This window comes from Streptomyces sp. NBC_00358 (assembly GCF_036099295.1).
Lineage (GTDB): Bacteria > Actinomycetota > Actinomycetes > Streptomycetales > Streptomycetaceae > Streptomyces.
In genome coordinates this window covers 5573508-5592447 of record NZ_CP107976.1, presented here as the reverse complement: position 1 = coordinate 5592447, position 18940 = coordinate 5573508, and the positions used below count along the sequence as shown (strand labels likewise).

The window sequence follows — 18940 nt, the reverse complement described above, 5'->3', positions numbered from 1 at the left end:
TCGCCTGCGGTTCCATGATCCCCTGTGATCCATGTCTCAAGTCCTTCCATATGCCGCATTGCGATGTCGTATGGTGACCAGACGCCTCAAGCACTACATCGGGACCTTTGGCGTGCACTTGATGCTAAAAGGTCCCTTCTGTGTGCGGGCTGGTGTCAGCCAGCCTTGAAGGAAAGACCTGTGGCCGGGCCCGGGCGCACTGATGCGTCATGGGCGTGGATCCCGGTGGTCGCCGTCCGCCGCTTCGCAGTCCGGAGCGGACTCCCCGTGGGCGTGGGGACGGACGCCGAACTCCCGCCGGTGCCGGCCGTCCCCCACTGGGCGCGTAACTCCCCCGACCTCTCGGTTCCACGTGAGCGGGGGACCCCCAACAGCGCGTCCCGACCAGCAAGGATCGACCATGGCGTCCAGCCTGACGAAGGACTCGGTGACTCCGGGAATCCCCGGTTCCGAGAAGACCTTCTTCGGCCACCCCCGCGGACTGGCCACTCTCTTCATGACCGAGATGTGGGAGCGTTTCTCCTACTACGGCATGAAGGCCCTGCTCCCGCTGTACCTGGTGGCACCGGGCGGTCTGCACCTCAGCGCGGCCACCGCGACCGCGATCTACTCCGTGTACCTCTCCCTGGTGTACCTGCTCGCCCTGCCGGGCGGCTGGTTCGCCGACCGCGTCCTCGGCCCCCGCAAGACGGTCGCCGTCGCGGGTGTGATCATCATGCTGGGTCACCTCACGCTGGCTCTGCCCTCCTCCGGCACCTTCTACGGCGGCCTCGGCCTCGTGGCGATCGGTTCCGGTCTGCTGAAGGCCAACATCTCCACGATGGTCGGCCACCTCTACGAGGGCCCGGACGACGCGCGCCGTGACGGTGGCTTCACGCTGTTCTACGTCGGCATCAACCTCGGCGCCTTCGCCGCCCCGCTGATCATCGGCACCGTCGGTGAGAACGTGAACTGGCACCTGGGCTTCGCCCTCGCCGCGCTCGGCATGGCGCTGGGCCTCGCCCAGTACCTGCTCGGCGGCCGTCACCTCAGCGCCCGCTCGCACGAGGTCCCCACGCCTCTGACGGCCCAGGAGAAGTCCGCGACGCTGCGCAAGTCCGCCCTGTGGGCCGCTGTCGCCGTCGTCTTCTACTCGATCGTCGGCTTCTCGGGCCACTACACGCTGAACTGGCTGCTGGTCCCGATCACGATCGCCGGTCTGGCCATCCCGGTCATGGTCATCGGGCGCATCAAGCGGGACAAGTCCCTGGACCGTGCCGACCAGTCGAAGATGTCCGCGTACATCTGGTTCTTCGTCGCCGCGGCCGTCTTCTGGATGATCTACGACCAGGGCGGCTCGACGATGTCGATCTTCGCCGACGAGTCCGCGAAGAACACGATCTTCGGCTGGGAGTTCCCGGTCTCCTGGTACCAGTCCGTCAACCCGGTCATGATCATGGCGCTCGCCCCGGTCTTCGCCTGGGCGTGGCTGTGGCTGAACAAGCGCGGCAAGGAGCCGAGCACGGCGACGAAGTTCGCCTCGGGTCTGATCCTGATCGGCGCGTCGTTCTTCCTCTTCCTGGCCCCGCTGACGATCGCCGAGGGCGGTCACAAGGCGGCCGCGATGTGGCTGGTGGCGATCTACTTCGTGCAGACCGTCGGTGAACTGCTGCTCTCCCCGGTCGGCCTCTCCGTCACCACGAAGATGGCTCCGGCGAGGTACGCCTCCCAGATGATGGGTGTCTGGTTCCTGGCCGTCACCGCCGGTGACGCCACGACCGGTCTGCTCTCCATCGCCAACGTCGACCTCAACAAGACGGGCATCGTCGCGCTGGAGGCCACGCTCGCCGTGATCGCCGGTGCCGCGGTGTGGATGTACCGCAAGAAGGTCAAGGCGCTCATGGGCGACGTCCACTGACGTCGGACCCACGACACCGCGAGGGGCCGCCGCACCGTTCGGTGCGGCGGCCCCTCGCCGTTTCCCTCGCCGTCGCCGCGGCCGGCCCCTCGCCGTCTCCGCGGCCGCCGGGGATCAGCGCGTCCTGCGTCCCGGCATGAAGGTGAAGACCGCGCCGCCCAGCAGGATGACCGTGCCCGCCACCAGTCCGAGCGCCTTGAGCACGCTGTGGCTGTCGGAGCCCGTCTCCGCCAGGCCGCCGCCGGCCGACGTACCGGCGGAACCCGAACCGGACGAGGTGGACCCGCCGCCCGAGGCGCCGCTCGCCTGCTCCGAGGTGTCCAGGGTCAGGGAGACCTCCGACTTGGTGGGGGTGCAGGTCGTCGTCGTCCCCAGGGCCATCACCGTCAGCACGCCCGGGGACAGGGTCGACGTACCGGTCGCGCCCGGCTTGTAGGTGCCCGTCAGGTCGGGGACCTCGATCGGGTCGCCGGACTTGATCGCCGCCGAGTTGGCCGGGCCCTCGACATGCACGGTGCCCTTGTCGGCGCCTCCGAGGGCCACCTCCATCGACGGCTTGACGGAGTCGGCGGGGATGTCGGCCGGGCTGTCCATCACGGACTTCTTGAACTGCACGGTGAGGTCGTAACTCCCGCCGTTCTTCTTGGCGTTGATCTGCACGGGAGAGGTGGCGCTCTTGTCTCCGATGGGCGTCTTGCACGCGTAGGGAACGGAGACCTCCTTGCCCGTGAAGTCGGTCTGCCCGCTGCCGGATCCGCCGGTGTCACTTCCTCCGCCGGTCCCGCTGCCGCTCGGCGACGGGGTGACCGACCCGCTCGGGGTCGGAGTGGGAGTCGGCGTGGGCGTGGGCGTCGGCGTGCCGCCCGTCCCGCCGCCGCTCGTCACCTTGATCGTCGCGGAGGAGTTCACCGTCTCCTTGGGCGTGCACTTGGTGTCGGTGGAGATCGGCTTGCTGACATTGATGTTGTACGCGTCCGGGGTGAGCGTGACGTCGCCCGCCGCCGTCAGTTTCAGCTTGCCCGTCATGTCGGACAGCTTCATGTCGCTGTTCTTGGGGATCGCGGGGTTCGTCCGCGGCCCCTCCATCGCGATGTCCGCCGTCTGCGCTCCGCCCGCCTTCAGCGTCCCGGTGGGCTTGACGGTGTTCGCGTCGAGGTCGAGGACATCGGGATTCTTCGAGGCGGCCTGGGTGAACTTCCAGGTGATGGTGACCTCGTCGCCCACCTTCGCCTCGGCGGGCGCCGTGATCTCCACCTTCGTGGTGCCCTCCACGGCGGGCAGCCCGGAGATCGCGGGCGGAATGCATTCGGTCTTGTACGACACCTCGGCGGCCTGCGCCGGAGCGGCGGCCACCCCCAGCAGGATGCCCGCACCGCCGAGCATCAGCGCGACCCCGGCCGCGCCCGCTCTGCGTCCGGCGGCCGGTACACCTCTCCGTTGCGTACTCACGTATGTCCCTTTCTCGTCTGCGTCGTCGGACCGTTCTCGTGCGGTGCGGAGAGCTGACCGTTCGTCGCGGTGCCCGGATCGTTGTCCGGGGTGAACCACGGAAGGGCCGGTACCGGCGGCACCGAGGCGTCCACCGGTGTCCGGGGGGCGGGTCCCGCCTTGGGCAGGCGCAGGGTGAGCTCGCCCAGCCGCAGACCCCGGTGCCGGCCCGCGCGCCCGGTGGACCTGCGCGGGCGCACCCGGTCCACCACGGCCATGCCGGCCCGGAACACCGCGGCCGGGACGACCACGCAGAGCAGGATCCAGAAGACGGTGACGCCCCACGGGCGGCCCACGCCCCACGGCTGCTCGGCGAGCACCTTCCCGCCGTACTTCAGCGAGATCGTGTAGTCGCCGTGCGCGCCGGCCGACAGTTCGACCGGCAGGTCGATCCGCGCCTTGCGGCCGGGCTCGACGGTGCCGCGCCACTGCTGTTCCTCCCACTGCGGGGCGAACACCCCGTGGGAGGTGCCGACCTGGAAGACCGGGTTCTTCACCGGGGCGGTGCCGACATTGCCGACCGTGAAGACGAGGGTGCGCGAGGGAGGCGAGCCGAACCACGTCAGCAGACCGCTCGATCCGTCGAGCCGGGTGTCGGTGAGCACCGAGAGCCGGCCGCCGCCCTCCTCCTTCGGCAGCGGCTCGACCGAGTGGCCGGCCACCATGAAGATGGCGTCCGCCTCGGCCTTCTCACCCGTGACGGTGGCGACATGCACCACACAGGGGCACGGCACGGGCGGCTCGGCGACCGGCAGCTTCTTGCCGAAGCCGCCCTTGGCGTCGGTGGTGACGGCCCGTCCGTCGGCGTTGGCACAGGAGTTGGTGCCGCCGATCACCCCGCGCGAGGGCACGGACCGGCCGCAGATCAGCATCATCAACAGCGCCCCCGGCCGCCAGCCGCTGCCGGTCACGGTGACCGAACCGCCGGTCCCCGCCTCTGACCTGGACAAGGACACGCTCGGTTTTCCGGCGGCGGCCGCCGGGAGGGCCGAGACCGCCCCGGCCAGGGGGACCAGGACGAGTGCCAGCACCGCCCCCAGCGCCGCCGTCCGCATCTTGCCGCCCAGGCCGCTCACGCCACCGCTCCCGTCAACTCGACTTCCGTGCAGGGCTGTTCGCTCGCTGCGTCGTCAACCGCGCGGCGCCGCCGACGCCATGGCCGCCACCCCCCGGGCCGCCCCCGACGCCGTACGACGACGAAGGCGCCCACCGCCGCCAGGACGCCCCCGGCCCCGGCCGGCACCTCCCACGGCACGAACCGGACCGACGCCGTCGCCGTGGAGCGCACCCCGCCCGCCGCCGTCACCGTCAGCCGCACCTCGGCCGCGTCGAGCGCCGGAGGGCCGGTCCAGGGTTCGTGGAGCGTGACGCGGCGGCCCGGCAGGAGTTCGACGGGCAGGGTGCGCGGGGCGCGGTCGAGCAGGGTGCCGAGGACGCCGTCGGCGTGCACGGCGAGCCGCGGGGCGAGGACCGTGGTCCCTCGGTTGACCAGTTCGTACGAGATCCGTCCGCCGCCCACCCGGACGTGCTCGACGGTCAGCGCCGACAACGTCGGTCCCGCCACGCGGAGTTGGACTCGCAGCGCCGAGGTGCGGCCGCCGCCGCCCGCCACGATCGCACCGGGATGGTCACCGGGCGCCGCACCGGCCGGGACCCCGATCGTGAACGGCACGTCCGCGCGGGTGTGCGCGGGCACCCGTACGGACAGCGTCCGCACCGCGGTCCGGCGGCCGTCCGCGCGACCGGCGAAGGCGATCCACGCGCCCGTGTCCGTCGGCCGTTCGCGCCCGGTGAAGGCGCCGCCGGCGGTGTCGTCCGCGTCGGCGCCGCGCAGCTCGACGGTGAGAGGCCGCCCGCCCGGGTTGAGCACGGAGACCGCGTCCTGGAGGACCGTGCCGGGCGCGCCCTCCGCGTAGACGGAGGGCCGCCCGTCGGCCGCCCCGCCGGAGGCCGGCACGACGGACCAGCCCTCGGCGGCCAGGGCCGTCGGTGCCGCGCTCATGAGCGCCAGGGTCAGGCCCAGCACGCGGGCAGCGGGGAGTGCGTACGGCATGCGGCGGCTCCAGGTCGTGGTGCGGGACGGTCAGCGGCGGACCGCCTGATGCCTGCGGGTCAGCCACAGCACGCCCGCCGCGCCCGCGAGCAGCACCGTGCCGCCGAGGGTGCCGAGGGCCACCACGGAGTCCTCGGGGCCGGTCTGCGGAAGGGATCCGCCGGAGTCGGTCCCGCTGGAACCCGATGAGCCCGAGGAACCCGAGGAACCCGAGGTCGAGGAGCCCGAACCGCCGGCCGCCGTGACGTCGAGGGTCAGCGAGGGCTTGGGACTGTTCGAGGGCGTGCACGTGGTCGTGGTCCCGAGGGCCTTGATGGTGAGGACGCCCGCGGTGAAGGTGACCTTGCCGGACTTCTTGGGCGTGTAGGTTCCGCTCAAGTCGCTGATCTTGATGGGGGTGTTGGCGGGGATGGCGGCCGCGTTGGCCGGTCCGCTGACCGCCACCGTGCCGCTGTCCGCGCCGCCCAGCTTGATGACGGCGCTCGGTGTCATCGCGCCCTTGCCGAGTTCGACCGGGCTGGAGGAGACACCCTTCTGCCAGGACATGGTGAGCTTGTAGGCGCTGCCGCTTTTGACACCCTTGATGTCGATGGGCGAGACGGCGCTCTTGTCACCGATCGGCGTCTTGCACTGGTAGTTGACGTCCACCACGTCGGCCTGGGCCAGGGGGGCGGCCATCAGCACCGCCGAGCCGGCCAGGGCCGCGGCGAACGCGAGCGCGGCGGTTCGTTTCTGGTACGTCCGGTACGACACGGGCCTGCCCCTCATTCCTGACGGCGTCCTCGGCGATTTTCTGACGGAACATCAGATCGGCCGTCAAGGTACGCCCGGGGACTTGTGGAGGGAAGACAAAGTGCGCGCCGGATCCGTGGGGATCCCGCGCGCACCGGGTGCCGTACGGAGCGGGGTTCGAACCCCGGGTAACCAAAGGCGGGCACGGGCCTGCCGGTTCACGACCGCGGCCCGCGAGAACACCCCGGGGACGAACCGACCGGGGGAAGGCGCTGGACAGTTCACGAAGACGGGCTGGAGAGCGATCCGGGCGGACGACCGGGTCGGCCGTCCGAAAGTCGGCCCAGGCGGGCGCCCCGGGGCTGCCGCGCCCAGACCGACGCTCCGGGGCAGCCGTACGAAAGTGGGCCCGGGCAGACGGTCCGGAGGCTGCCGCGCCCAGGCCGGCGCTCCGGGGCGGCCGTACGAAAGTCGGCTCAGGCGGACGACCCGCGAGCCGCCGCACCCAGACCGACGCTCCGGGGCAGCCGCACGAAAGTCGGCCCAGGCGAACGACCCGCGAGCCGCCGCACCCAGACCGACGCTCCGGGGCAGCCGCACGAAAGTCGGCCCAGGCGAACGACCCGCGAGCCGCCGCACCCAGGCCGGCGCTCCGGGGCGGCCGTACGAGCGTGGGCTCGGGCGGGCAGGCTAGGCCGGGGCGGCCGTCCGAAACGAAGCTCGGGCGGGCGACCCAGGACGGGCGCCCGAAAGCGAGCTCGGGCGGACGGTCCGGGACGGCGGTCCGAAAGCGAGCTCGGGCGGACGGTCCGGGACGGCGGTCCGAAAGCGAGCTCGGGCGGACGGTCCGGGACGGCGGCGAGCCGGCCGGGGCAAGTGCGCCGGGCCGGCTACGCCGGGGCTCCGAGTTCCGCCCACACCGTCTTGCCCGCGACTCCGGGAGTGCGTACGACCCCCCAGTCCAGGCAGAGCCGCTGCACGATGAACATGCCGTGGCCGCCGGGACGACCGGCGCGGTGCGGGGTCCGCGGGGCGGGCTGACCGGCCCCCCGGTCGGAGACCTCGATGCGCAGCACCTTGTTGTCGCAGGAGATCCGCAGCTCGTCCGGGCCCTCGGCGTGCAGGCAGGCGTTGGTGACCAGCTCGGAGACGACCAGCAGGACGTCCTCGGCGGCCGCCCGCCGGTCGGCGCTCGGCGCGGGCAGCCAGCCCCACGCGTACAGCGCCTGCCGGGCGAAGTCGCGGGCCAGCGGCACGACGCCGCTCTCGCCGTCGAGGTTCAGCCTGCGGGCCTGGCGGCCGACGGGCACGGGGGGCGCGTCGGCCGGGGAGCCGCCGACGGGCGCCGCGCCGTCCACGGACGTCACGCCGGGCGCGGACACCGCGGAAGCGCCGCCGTCGCCCGACTCCGGGCCGCGGTCGCCCGGCGAGCAAGGCCGGGTGGTGCTCATCAGCGCTTCACCTCACCGATTCACCGGTTCACGATTTCAAGACTCAGTACGCAGTACTCAGTACGGATGGATCAACGACTTTCGCCGTTTGTGGATCGACGACTTCCACCGCGCCGGCCGCCGACCCGTGCGCCGCCGACCCGTCCAGGATGTCTCCTGCCCGACGGAACCGTCCGAACACCCACTTATTCGGCACGGAAACTGTGACGCGAGTAACGCGTCGATCACACAGGGGCATCCGGGGCATAACGGTGCCATGGTCGCAGGCCTGCCGGATCAGCCGGACAGGGCCGCCTCAAGCGTGTCGTGGACGGTGAAGACGGCCTCCGCCCCGGTGATCTCGAAGACCCGGGCCACCACCGGCTGCATCGCGGCCAAATGGACCCCGCCCCCCGCGGCCTCGGCCTTCAGCCGGGCACCGAGCAGCACATTGAGCCCGGTGGAGTCGCAGAACTCCAGCCGCGAGCAGTCGATCACCAGTCGTGCGTACCCCTTTTCGAGGCACCCCTCAAGTGGCTCACGCAACAAATCGGCCGTGTGGTGATCGAGCTCACCCGCGGGGGTCACGACGGCACTTGTGCCCTCTTCCCGCACCTCGACAAGAAGCCGGCCAGACTGTGCGCTGCCGACCGTCCCGCGGTCCATGCCGTCTCTCTCCCGAGCGTCGCTCCTGCTGATGTACGCACTCGAACACTACGCCTTCTCCACGGCACCCGACACCCGAACAACCCCCACGAAGTGGACATTTCACCGCAGAGGACACTTGCGGTGGGTTCGGGAAACCGGGTAGGGCTAGTAGAGACAGCTATCCGACCCGGCCGGCTTTGGAGGCGCCGCACACCGCAGTGCACGTATCGGCATCGGCGGCCATATGCCGAGAACGATGGAGGACACCATGTCACCCCGGCTCGACGCATCGCAGACCCGGACGGCGACGTCGACACCGTCTCCGGAATCCCCGGAGCACGTCGACGGAACCGGAACCGACGGAGTCGACGGACTCACCGGACTCGCCGGACTTCCGGAGATCCCCCCGTACGACGAGGTGGGGCCGGTGGACGCACGGGCTCTGTCCAAGACGCTCTTCGCGCGGCTGGAGTCCCTCGAAGAGGGCACGCACGACCACGCGTACGTCCGCAACACACTCGTCGAACTCAACCTCGCGCTGGTGAAGTTCGCCGCCTCCCGCTTCCGCTCCCGCAGCGAGCCGATGGAGGACATCATCCAGGTCGGCACCATCGGCCTGATCAAGGCGATCGACCGGTTCGAGCTGAGCCGCGGCGTCGAGTTCCCCACCTTCGCGATGCCGACCATCATCGGCGAGATCAAGCGCTTCTTCCGCGACACCTCCTGGTCGGTGCGGGTACCCCGCCGGCTCCAGGAACTGCGCCTCGACCTGGCCAAGGCCGGCGACGAACTGGCCCAGCGCCTCGACCGCGCCCCGACCGTGGGCGAGCTGGCGGAGCGCCTCGGCATCAGCAACGACGAGGTCGTCGAGGGCATGGCCGCGTCCAACGCCTACACGGCCAGTTCGCTGGACGCCCAGCCCGAGGAGGACGACTCCGAGGGCGCGCTCGCGGACCGCATCGGCTACGAGGACAACGGCCTCGAAGGCATCGAGTACGTGGAGTCGCTCAAGCCGCTGATCGCCGAACTCCCCCAGCGCGACCGGCAGATCCTCTCGCTGCGGTTCGTGGCGAACATGACCCAGTCCGAGATCGGTGACGAACTGGGCATCTCCCAGATGCATGTCTCCCGGTTGCTGTCGCGCACCCTCGTGCGACTCCGGAAGGGCTTGACCGTCGAGGAATGACAGGGCTTCGCGGCCCACGAGGCCGCGCATCGGAGCGGTCCGGCGCCCGCGGGCGCCGGACCGCTCCGTTTCCGGGGCCGCCCGCCCCGTTCCTCCTCCGGCGACCGCCCGGTCCCTCCCCGCGGCGACCGGCCCGGCCTCCAAAGCCTCCGCGCCGTACAAACAACTTCTGTGCCACACAGGAAAGTTCGTCGTAGCCTCGGGCGGAAATCCCCGCTTCAACTCTTTCCCCGAAGGACCACCCCCGCCACTATGGGCATCCCAAACTGGCTGGTACGTCAGCACAGGACGAGTGCGCACCAGGTGCGGGGAGGCGGACGAACATGGCGCAGGACGACCCGGCCGGCGGAGACACCGGGGCCGAGGACGACGGGCTGCCCGCCGGGGCGGCCGACGCGCGGCTGACGGAGCTGCTGCGCGCCGGCACCTCGACCGCGTACACGGCCCTCCAGGAACTCCGCCGACGTCACCGCGCCTCGGTCCTCGGCTACGCCCGGCTGTGCACGACCGGTGAGTCCGGGGCCGGTCAGCTCGCCGCGCAGACCTTCACCCTCGCGGCCCGCGAGACGGCGCGCGGCATCGACCCGAACGTCCCGTGGCGGCACCACCTCCTGCTGCTGGCGGGGCGGACGGCCGCCTCATGGGCCCGGGACCAGCGGGCCGCGGGCATCGACCCCGGTCTGCTCCTCGTCCTCAGCACGGCGGGCCCCGACGGCCCGGTCCCGTCCCTGCTCCCGGCCTTCCGGTCCCTCCCCACCCGCGCCCAGGGCCTCGTCTGGTACGCGGTCGTGGAGCGCGAGTCCGCGGAACGGACGGCGGTCCTGCTCGGCCTCACCCCCGAGGACGTCGCCTACGGCACGGACCAGGCGCTCCAGTCCCTGGGCCAGGCCTGTCTCAGGCATCGCCTGGCCGCCTCCGACGATCCGCGCTGCGGAGACTTCCGCCGGCTCATCGAGGAGTCGGTGCGGCCCGACAACCCCCGCTCCAGCACCGACCTGCACACCCACATGGCGCGCTGCGCGCACTGCTCGACCGCGTACGAGGAACTGACCGCCCTGCGCGACCATCCGCGCTCCGCCCTGGCCGAGGGCCTGCTGCCGTGGGCGGGTACGGCGTACGTCACGAACGACGTGTCCGGGGCGGAGCCCGCCGCGCCCGAACTCCCCGCCGGTTCAAGGGCGTCGGGGCCGGCCTGGCCGCCGTCCCGGCGGTTCGTCCTGACCTCGGCGGCGGCGCTCGGCGTGGCCCTGGCGCCGGTCCTGTTCCTGCTGCTGTCCTCGGGCGGCCCGCCGGCCACGGACACGGCGGGCTCGGTGTCCACGCCGTCGGAGCCGCCGCCGGTGACCGTGACGGCGACGGTCCCGGTCGATCCGCCGGCCCGCACGCCCTCCCCCTCGGGCTCGCCCCCGGCGACCTCGTCGCCCTCCCCGGGCCGCCGTTCGGCGCCGCCGGAGTCACCGAGCCCGAAGCCGGCCCCGACCGTCGCGTTCCGCCCGCCGGGCAGCGGCTACGCCCAGGTGGTGAACGTCGCCTCGGGCCTGTGTCTGGACATCCGCGACGGCGACCTGGAGAAGGGCACGGACGTCATCACGGCACCCTGCACCTCCGCCGCCACCCAGCGCTGGCGCGTCGACACCGGCAGCGGTTCCCTCCGCTCGGCCGCCGACGACGGCTTCTGCCTGGACAGCCGGGGTTCGGTCGACAAGGGCGTGGGCATCTGGGAGTGCTCCTCGCTCGACGGCGACCACGGCGACAACCTGCGGTTCACCGTCGACGGGGACGGCGTCGTCCGCCCGGCCGTGGCCATCGAGACGGCTCTCACGCCTGACGGCGACGAGGGGCTGTCCCTGGTTCCGCTGAACGGGGGCACGGGCCAGCGCTGGCGCGCGGGCGCCCGCTGAGGACCCCTGCGACCCCACCGGTCAGCCCTTCGGACCCGCCGGTCCCGGACCCCCGCCGGTGGGCCCGCCGACCGCCGGGTTCTCAGACCTCGCGGACGCCGCGCCGCCAGACGCCGGTGACCAGCGGGACGCCCGGACGGTAGGCGAGGTGGACGTGGCTGGGGGCGTCGAGCAGGGCCAGGTCCGCGTACGCGCCGGGCGCGAGACGGCCGACGTCGTCCCGGCGCAGGGCCTTCGCGCCGCCCGCGGTCGCCGACCACACGGCCTCGTCCGGGGTCATCCGCATGTCCCGCACCGCGAGCGCGACGCAGAAGGGCACGGACGACGTGAAGGACGAGCCGGGATTGCAGTCGGTGGACAGCGCGACCGTGACGCCCGCGTCGATGAGCCGCCGGGCGTCCGGCCACTCGGCGCGGGTGGAGAACTCGGCGCCGGGGAGCAGGGTCGCCACGGTGTCGCCGCTCGCCAGGGCGTCGACGTCCGCGTCCGTCAGGTGGGTGCAGTGGTCGGCGCTCGCCGCGTCCAGCTCGACGGCGAGCTGGACGCCAGGGCCGTACGAGAGCTGGTTGGCGTGAACGCGCGGGTGCAGGCCCTTCGCCTTGCCGGCCGTGAGGATCGCCCGCGCCTGGTCGCCGTCGAAGGCGCCCTTCTCGCAGAAGACGTCCACCCAACGGGCGTACGGGGCACAGGCGTCGAGCATCTCTCCGGTCACCAGGGCGACATAGCCGGCCGGGTCGTCGGCGTAGTCCGGGGAGACGATGTGCGCGCCGAGGTACGTGACCTCGTCGGTGTGCGAGGCGGCGATGCGCAGCGCGCGGGCCTCGTCCTCGACGGTCAGGCCGTAGCCCGACTTGGTCTCGAAGGTCGTGGTGCCCTGGCGGAGGGCTTCGCGCAGATAGCGCGTGAGGTTGCGCTCCAGCTCCTCGTCGGAGGCGGCGCGGGTGGCGGCGACGGTGGTGCGGATGCCCCCCGCGCTGTACGCGCGGCCGGACATCCGGGCGTTGAACTCCTGGGTGCGGTCCCCGGCGAAGACCAGGTGCGAGTGGGAGTCGACGAAGCCCGGGATCACCGCGCGGCCACCGGCGTCGACCCGGTTGTCAGTGGCGGGTGCTTTGCTTGATTCACCGGTCCACGCGACGCGGTCGCCGTCGATGACGAGCGCCGCGTCCTGGATCAGACCGAGCGGGGTTCCGTCGCCTTGGGAGGGATCGTTGGTGACCAGACTGGCGATGTTCGTGATGACGGTCGTGCTGCTCATGGCGTCCTCATGGGTGGCGGGACTGCTGGTGATGGGCGTGGGGCGCGCGAGGTCGCGCCCGTGTCCGGGTGTCAGGAGCGCAGTGCCTGGACGGCGTCCGCGAGGGCTGCCGGCACATCGGGTACGAGGGTGTGCGCGCCGTCGCGTACGACGTGCCGTCCCGCCACGACCGTGTGCCGGACATCGGCCGCCGTGGCCGCGAATACGGCGGTCTCGGCGCCGAGGCGCGGCACCGGTCCCGCTGTTCTGACCGAGTCGAGGGCGATCGTCGTGAAGTCGGCGAGCGCGCCCGTCTCGATGCTGCCCGCGTCGTCCCAGCCGAGGGCCGCGTGGCCGTCGGCGGAGGCGGCGCGCAGCAGGGCGGCGGCCGTCCAGTGACCGCGGGTGCGGGTGCGCAGCCGCTCGTTGAGCTCCATCGCGCGGGCCTCTTCGAGGAGGTCGATGACGGCGTGGCTGTCGGAGCCGAGCGACAGGGGCGAGCCCGCGCGCTGGAGGGCGACGGCGGGGCCGATGCCGTCGGCGAGGTCGCGTTCGGTGGTCGGGCACATGCAGGTGCCGGTGCCGGAGCCGCCGAGCAGGGCGATGTCCTCGTCGGTGAGGTGCGTGTTGTGGACGCCGGTGGTGCGCGGTCCGAGGACGCCGTGGTCGGCGAGCAGCCGGGTGGGCGTGCGGCCGTGGGCGGCGAGGCAGGCCTCGTTCTCCGCGGTCTGCTCGGACAGGTGCACATGGAGCGGGGCGCGCCGCTCCTCGGCCCAGCGCGCCACGGTGGCGAGCTGTCCGGCGGGTACGGCCCGTACGGAGTGGATCGCCGCGCCGATCCGTGCGTGATCCCGGTCCTTGAGAAGTGAACAGCGTTCCGCCCAGGCGTCGGCGGTGCCGTCGGAGAAGCGCCGCTGGTGCGCGTTGGGCGGCTGCCCGAAGCCGGAGGAGAGGTAGGCCGTGTCGAGCAGGGTGATGCGGATGCCCGCGTCGGAGGCGGCGGCCATGAGGGCCTCGCCCATGGCGTTGGGGTCGGCGTAGGGGGTGCCGTCGTGGGCGTGGTGCACGTAGTGGAACTCGCCGACGGCGGTGACTCCGGCGAGCGCCATCTCCGCGTACACCGCGCGGGCCAGCGCGTGGTAGGTCTCCGGGGTCAGCCGGTCCGCGAAGGAGTACATGAGCTCGCGCCAGGTCCAGAAGGTGCCGGAGCCCACCTGGACGGTGCCGCGCAGGGCGCGGTGGAAGGCGTGCGAGTGGGCGTTGGCGAGGCCGGGGAGGGTGAGTCCGCGCAGGATCTCGGCGCCCGGCGGCGGGGTGTCGACGCCGGTGCGGACGTCGGTGACGCGGCCGGACGCCCCGGCTTCGGAGCCGCCGGCCGACACGGTCACGGCGACGCCCGGTTCGACGTTGGTGTCGAGCCAGGCGTGTTCCAGCCAGTACGTCTGCGTCACCTGCAGGCCAGCCCTTCGAGTACGTCGGCGAGTGCGGTCACCCCGGCCAGGCAGTCGTCCTCGGCGGCGTACTCGGCCGGGGAGTGCGAGACACCCGTGGGGTTGCGTACGAACAGCATGGCGGTCGGGACGGTGCCGGAGAGGATTCCGGCGTCGTGTCCGGCTCCCGTCCCCAGAACGGGGACGCTGAGCACGGCGTCCCGCTCCTTGCCCAGGATGCGGGCGAGTTCGTCGCGCAGGGCGTGCTCGAACTCGACGACGGGGGTGAACGACTCGCGGACGACGTCGAGTTCGACGCCCTGCGCGTCCGCGTACTCGCGGGCCGCCTTCTCGATGCCGGTGACGACCGTGTCGAGGGTCGCCTGGTCGGCGGCGCGGGAGTCGAGCCAGCCGCGCACGAGGGAGGGGATGGCGTTCACGCCGTTGGGCTCGACGGCGATCTTGCCGAAGGTGGCGACGGCGCCCGCGAGCCGGGCCTCGCGGCGGGCGGCGAGGACGGTCTCGGCGTAGGAGAGCATCGGGTCGTGGCGGTCCACGAGACGGGTCGTGCCGGCGTGGTTGGCCTCGCCCCGGAAGTCGAAGCGCCAGCGGCCGTGCGGCCAGATCGCGCTGGCGATGCCGACCTGGTCGCCGCCGATGTCGAGGGCGCGGCCCTGCTCGACGTGCAGTTCGACGAAGGCGCCGATCCGGCCGAGCCGTTCGGGGTCGGGGCCGATGGTGCCGGCGTCGTACCCGGCGCGCTCCATGGCCTGCGGCAGGGTGATGCCGTCGGCGTCGGTGAGCCGGTGCGCCTGCTCGACGGTGAGCCGGCCGGCGGCCAGCCGGGAGCCGACGCAGGCGAGTCCGAACCGGGCGCCCTCCTCGTCGCCGAAGTTGACGATGGCGAGGGGCTTGGTGAACTCGGCTCCGCGGGCGCGGAGTTCGTCGAGCGCGGCGAAGGAGGAGACGACACCGAGAGGTCCGTCGAAAGCGCCGCCGTCGGGCACGGAGTCGAGGTGCGAGCCGGTGACCACGGCGTCACCGTCGGCGGGGTCACCGAGCCAGGCCCACTGGTTGCCGTTGCGGTCGAGCTCGTAGGTGAGCCCGCGGGACTCGGCCTGCTCCCGGAACCAGGCGCGGCACTCGGTGTCGGCCCCGCTCCAGGCGAACCGGCGGTAGCCGCCGGAGGCGGAGCTGCGGCCGATCGGCAGCAGCTCCGCCCACATGCTGTGGAACGTCACGCGGTGCCACCCTCGTCGCCTTCGCGCATCGGGATGCGCACACCGCGCTCGTCGGCGACGTTCTCGGCGATGTCGTAGCCCGCGTCGACGTGGCGGATGACGCCCATGCCGGGGTCGTTCGTCAGGACGCGGCGGATCTTCTCGCCGGCGAGCTTGGTGCCGTCGGCCACGCAGACCTGGCCGGCGTGGATGGAGCGGCCCATGCCGACGCCGCCGCCGTGGTGGATGGAGACCCAGGAGGCGCCGGAGGCGACGTTCACCATGGCGTTCAGCAGCGGCCAGTCGGCGATCGCGTCGGAGCCGTCGAGCATGGCCTCGGTCTCGCGGTACGGGGAGGCGACGGAGCCGCAGTCGAGGTGGTCGCGGCCGATGGCGAGCGGGGCGGCGAGTTCGCCGGAGGCCACCATGTCGTTGAAGCGCTCGCCGGCCTTGTCGCGCTCGCCGTAGCCGAGCCAGCAGATACGGGCGGGCAGGCCCTGGAAGTGGACGCGCTCGCCGGCCAGCTTGATCCAGCGGTGCAGCGACTCGTTCTCCGGGAAGAGGTCGAGGATCGCCTTGTCCGTCTTGTGGATGTCGGAGGCCTCGCCGGACAGGGCCGCCCAGCGGAAGGGGCCCTTGCCCTCGGAGAAGAGCGGGCGGATGTAGGCGGGGACGAAGCCGGGGAACGCGAAGGCGCGGTCGTAGCCGGCGAGCTGGGCCTCGCCGCGGATGGAGTTGCCGTAGTCGAAGACCTCGGCGCCGGCGTCCATGAAGCCGACCATGGCCTCGACGTGCTTGGCCATGGACTCGCGGGCGCGGGTGGTGAAGCCCGCCGGGTCCTTGGCGGCCGCGTCGGCCATGTCGTCGAAGTCCATGCCCACGGGGAGGTAGGCGAGCGGGTCGTGGGCCGAGGTCTGGTCGGTCACGATGTCGATGGGGGCGCCCTCGGCGAGCATCCGCGGCAGCAGGTCTGCGGCGTTGCCGAGCAGGCCGATGGAGAGCGGCTTGCGCTGGTCGCGGGCCTCGACGGCGAGCTGGAGCGCGTGCTCCAGGGAGTCGGCGCGCACGTCCAGGTAGCGGTGCTCGATGCGGCGCTCGATGGCGCGCGGGTCGACGTCGATACAGATCGCGACGCCGTCGTTCATCGTCACGGCGAGCGGCTGGGCGCCGCCCATGCCGCCGAGACCGGCGGTCAGCGTGATGGTGCCGGCGAGGGTGCCGTTGAACTTCTTCGCGGCGACGGCGGAGAAGGTCTCGTAGGTGCCCTGGAGGATGCCCTGGGTGCCGATGTAGATCCAGGAACCGGCGGTCATCTGGCCGTACATGGTGAGGCCGAGCTGCTCCAGGCGCCGGAACTCCTCCCAGTTGGCCCAGTCGCCGACCAGGTTGGAGTTGGCGATGAGGACGCGCGGGGCCCACTCGTGGGTCTGCATGACGCCGACGGGGCGGCCGGACTGGACGAGCATCGTCTCGTCCTGCTTCAGCGTCCGGAGCGTGCGGACCATGGCGTCGAAGGAGCGCCAGTCACGGGCGGCCTTGCCGGTGCCGCCGTAGACGACGAGCTTGTCGGGGTGCTCGGCCACCTCGGGGTCGAGGTTGTTCTGCAGCATCCGCAGGGCGGCTTCCTGCTGCCATCCCAGGGCGCTCAGTTCCGTACCGCGCGGCGCTCGGACGGGGCGGGGTCCTGACATGGTCTGCCTCCCAGCGAACTGTTGCTATAGATATTCACATCCTGAACCTTTGAATAGAACTAGTCAATAGCTGCACGGCCCCGCGCGCGCTCCTCACGGATGTTTGGCTGGGACGTATGGGCGCAGACATGGACAGGGCAGGGGATCAGGCGGGCGACGGGGCGAGTGGGGCTGCGATGTCTTCGGCAGGGGCTTCGAGGCCGCCTTCGGGCGGCGGCGACGCGACGACACCTGAGGACGAACGGACGGACGGGGGTGGAGCGGCGGGCACGCACCGGACGGCGAACGAGGACGGGACGGCCGGCGGGGACGGGGCTACGGCCGGGGGCCGGACGGCGAGCGGCGGCGGGGCTACGGCGAAGGCCGGCTTGACGGCGAACGGGGACGGGCGCCGGACGACGAGCCGGGATCGGGACCGGCCGGCGGATCGGGACCTGGACCGGACGGTGGATCGGGACCTGGACCAGAGGGCGGACGGGGAGCGGGCGGCGAACCAGGGCCGGGGCAGGGGCAGGGCCCGGCCCGACTACGGGCCGGCAGGCGAGTCGGACTCCGGGCGGGTCTCCCGGCGGGACGACGCCGTGCGTGCCGCCGTGGAACAGGGCCTCCTCGCACCGGAGCGCCCGATCGTCGCGCTCCTCGACGTCCCCGGCATCCGGGCCTCGGCCGCCGCGCTCCAGGCCGCCTTCGCCGCGGTGACCACCCCCGGCACACCCGTGCTGCACGCCTTCGCGGTGAAGGCGACGCCTCTCGTACCCGTGCTGCGGCTGCTGCACGGGCAGGGCATCGGCGCGGAGGTGGCGAGCCCCGGAGAGCTCGCGCTCGCCCGGACGGCGGGAATCCCGCCCGCCCGGACCGTGCTCGACTCACCGGCCAAGACCCTCGCCGAACTGCGCGAGGCGCTGGCGCTGGGCGTCGCGGTCAACGCGGACAGCCCGCAGGAACTGGACCGCATCGACGCCGTGGTGCGCTCGACGGCCACCGGCTCCCCCATCGGACTGCGGGTCAACCCGCAGGTCGGCGGTGGTTCGATCGACGCGCTCTCCACGGCCACGGCGACCTCCAAGTTCGGGGTCGCGCTGCGCGACGAGGGTGCCCGCGCGTGGATCGTGGGGGCGTACGCCGACCGCCCGTGGCTGACCCGGCTGCACGCGCACTCGGGCTCGCAGGGCATGCCGCTCTCCCTGATGGCGCGGGGCGTGGCGGAGACGTACGCGCTGGCGGAGGAGATCAACCGGCATGTCGGGCGGCACCAGGTCGACACGATCGACATCGGCGGCGGCCTTCCGGTCAACTTCGGCTCCGACGAGACGGCACCGACATACGCGCAGTACGCGCGACTGCTCGCCGGGGTGGTGCCGGGACTGTTCGACGGACGGTACGGGCTGGTCACCGAGTTCGGGCGATCGCTGCTGGCCAAGCACGGGACCGTGCTGGCACGGGTGGAGTACACGAAGTCCGCCGGGGGCCGGGCGGTCGCGGTCACCCACGCCGGGGTGCAGGTGGCGACCCGCACGGTGTACGCGCCGGGGGCCTGGCCGCTGCGGATCGCCGCGTACGACGCGAAGGGCCGCCCGAAGACCGGGCCGGACGTCGTCCAGGATGTCGCGGGCCCCGCCTGCTTCGCGGGCGACCTGCTCGCACGGGGCCGCGCGCTGCCGCTGCTCGAACAGGGCGACCACGTGGCCGCACTGGACACCGGTGCCTACTATTTCGCCCACCACTACGCGTACAACTCCCTTGCCCGTCCCGGCGTCTACGGCTTCGCGCCGGACGGCGAGGACGTGGGAGGAGTGCGGTTCGCGGTGGTCCGGGAGCCGCAGACCCTCGACGAGATCGTCGCGGAGTCGGGCGGCGCGCACGGCCCGTCGCTCACCGCGCTGTAGCCACCGCCCGCCCACCGGGAAAGGCCGGGCAGCCACCGGGGACCGCCGCGGCACGCCTCGACAGACATGTCCGACACGCCTTGAGGGGCGGGTCCGCCGGAGTGTCAGCAGCAGCGCTCCGGAGGGCGCCGGAGCACGATC

At 72.4% G+C, this 18940-nt stretch carries 14 protein-coding genes; 4 read left to right on the top strand and 10 right to left on the bottom strand.

The features are described 5' to 3' along the window. The first annotated feature begins 400 nt into the window (after positions 1-400). On the top strand, positions 401-1897 hold the full coding sequence (locus OHT01_RS23865) for an oligopeptide:H+ symporter (RefSeq protein ID WP_328555157.1): 1497 nt from the start codon (positions 401-403) through the stop codon (positions 1895-1897). A 114-nt stretch (positions 1898-2011) separates the two neighbouring features. On the opposite strand, the gene OHT01_RS23860 is transcribed toward OHT01_RS23865, so the two are convergent. The 6 genes from OHT01_RS23860 to OHT01_RS23835 all read right to left on the bottom strand — a co-directional run bounded on the left by OHT01_RS23860 (position 2012) and on the right by OHT01_RS23835 (position 8266). Continuing rightward, positions 2012-3280, bottom strand: a complete 1269-nt coding sequence (locus OHT01_RS23860) for a hypothetical protein (protein WP_328558238.1) — start codon at positions 3278-3280, stop codon at positions 2012-2014. 62 nt (positions 3281-3342) lie between these two features. Beyond that, on the bottom strand, positions 3343-4440 hold the full coding sequence (locus OHT01_RS23855) for a hypothetical protein (protein ID WP_443043546.1): 1098 nt from the start codon (positions 4438-4440) through the stop codon (positions 3343-3345). Positions 4441-4457: 17 nt separating this feature from the next. Next, on the bottom strand, positions 4458-5438 hold the full coding sequence (locus OHT01_RS23850; RefSeq protein WP_328555156.1) for a COG1470 family protein: 981 nt from the start codon (positions 5436-5438) through the stop codon (positions 4458-4460). A 30-nt stretch (positions 5439-5468) separates the two neighbouring features. Continuing rightward, positions 5469-6206, bottom strand: a complete 738-nt coding sequence (locus tag OHT01_RS23845) for an LPXTG cell wall anchor domain-containing protein (protein ID WP_328555155.1) — start codon at positions 6204-6206, stop codon at positions 5469-5471. 854 nt (positions 6207-7060) lie between these two features. Further along, a complete protein-coding gene (locus OHT01_RS23840; protein ID WP_328555154.1) occupies positions 7061-7621 on the bottom strand; it encodes an ATP-binding protein in 561 nt (186 codons plus the stop codon). A 276-nt stretch (positions 7622-7897) separates the two neighbouring features. After that, on the bottom strand, positions 7898-8266 hold the full coding sequence (locus tag OHT01_RS23835) for an STAS domain-containing protein (RefSeq protein ID WP_326787354.1): 369 nt from the start codon (positions 8264-8266) through the stop codon (positions 7898-7900). A gap of 238 nt (positions 8267-8504) precedes the next feature. On the opposite strand from OHT01_RS23835, the gene OHT01_RS23830 reads away from it, so the two are divergent. Together OHT01_RS23830 and OHT01_RS23825 are read left to right on the top strand one after the other, a co-directional pair. Continuing rightward, positions 8505-9434 carry an RNA polymerase sigma factor SigF gene (locus OHT01_RS23830; protein WP_328555153.1) on the top strand — a complete coding sequence of 310 codons (930 nt, stop codon included), beginning with the start codon at positions 8505-8507 and terminating at the stop codon, positions 9432-9434. A gap of 323 nt (positions 9435-9757) precedes the next feature. Beyond that, positions 9758-11335: a ricin-type beta-trefoil lectin domain protein gene (locus tag OHT01_RS23825; RefSeq protein ID WP_328555152.1), complete on the top strand. Its 1578-nt coding sequence runs from the start codon at positions 9758-9760 to the stop codon at positions 11333-11335. A gap of 82 nt (positions 11336-11417) precedes the next feature. On the opposite strand, the gene hutI is transcribed toward OHT01_RS23825, so the two are convergent. The 4 genes from hutI to hutU all read right to left on the bottom strand — a co-directional run bounded on the left by hutI (position 11418) and on the right by hutU (position 16913). Next, entirely contained in the window at positions 11418-12593 is a 1176-nt protein-coding gene (gene hutI, locus OHT01_RS23820) for an imidazolonepropionase (protein WP_328555151.1), read from the bottom strand. Positions 12594-12664: 71 nt separating this feature from the next. Beyond that, positions 12665-14023, bottom strand: coding sequence for a formimidoylglutamate deiminase (locus OHT01_RS23815; RefSeq protein WP_328555150.1), 1359 nt, complete (start codon positions 14021-14023; stop codon positions 12665-12667). Beyond that, a complete protein-coding gene (locus OHT01_RS23810; RefSeq protein ID WP_328555149.1) occupies positions 14020-15243 on the bottom strand; it encodes an allantoate amidohydrolase in 1224 nt (407 codons plus the stop codon). Before OHT01_RS23810 ends, OHT01_RS23815 begins: the two co-directional genes overlap by 4 nt. Then, on the bottom strand, positions 15240-16913 hold the full coding sequence (gene hutU, locus OHT01_RS23805; RefSeq protein ID WP_328555148.1) for a urocanate hydratase: 1674 nt from the start codon (positions 16911-16913) through the stop codon (positions 15240-15242). The genes OHT01_RS23810 and hutU overlap by 4 nt, the downstream gene beginning before the upstream one ends. A gap of 581 nt (positions 16914-17494) precedes the next feature. Here hutU and OHT01_RS23800 point away from each other — a divergent pair. Then, positions 17495-18799, top strand: a complete 1305-nt coding sequence (locus OHT01_RS23800) for a diaminopimelate decarboxylase (RefSeq protein ID WP_328558236.1) — start codon at positions 17495-17497, stop codon at positions 18797-18799. The last annotated feature ends 141 nt before the right edge of the window (positions 18800-18940 follow it).

Excerpts from the sequence above, each read along its gene's own strand:
- OHT01_RS23865 (WP_328555157.1), top strand. The coding sequence starts at position 401 with ATGGCGTCCAGCCTGACGAAGGACTCGGTGACTCCGGGAATCCCCGGT.
- OHT01_RS23860 (WP_328558238.1), bottom strand. The coding sequence starts at position 3,280 with ATGCTCGGCGGTGCGGGCATCCTGCTGGGGGTGGCCGCCGCTCCGGCG.
- OHT01_RS23855 (WP_443043546.1), bottom strand. The coding sequence starts at position 4,440 with ATGCGGACGGCGGCGCTGGGGGCGGTGCTGGCACTCGTCCTGGTCCCC.
- OHT01_RS23850 (WP_328555156.1), bottom strand. The coding sequence starts at position 5,438 with ATGCCGTACGCACTCCCCGCTGCCCGCGTGCTGGGCCTGACCCTGGCG.
- OHT01_RS23845 (WP_328555155.1), bottom strand. The coding sequence starts at position 6,206 with ATGAGGGGCAGGCCCGTGTCGTACCGGACGTACCAGAAACGAACCGCC.
- OHT01_RS23840 (WP_328555154.1), bottom strand. The coding sequence starts at position 7,621 with ATGAGCACCACCCGGCCTTGCTCGCCGGGCGACCGCGGCCCGGAGTCG.
- OHT01_RS23835 (WP_326787354.1), bottom strand. The coding sequence starts at position 8,266 with ATGGACCGCGGGACGGTCGGCAGCGCACAGTCTGGCCGGCTTCTTGTC.
- OHT01_RS23830 (WP_328555153.1), top strand. The coding sequence starts at position 8,505 with ATGGAGGACACCATGTCACCCCGGCTCGACGCATCGCAGACCCGGACG.
- OHT01_RS23825 (WP_328555152.1), top strand. The coding sequence starts at position 9,758 with ATGGCGCAGGACGACCCGGCCGGCGGAGACACCGGGGCCGAGGACGAC.
- hutI (WP_328555151.1), bottom strand. The coding sequence starts at position 12,593 with ATGAGCAGCACGACCGTCATCACGAACATCGCCAGTCTGGTCACCAAC.
- hutU (WP_328555148.1), bottom strand. The coding sequence starts at position 16,913 with ATGTCAGGACCCCGCCCCGTCCGAGCGCCGCGCGGTACGGAACTGAGC.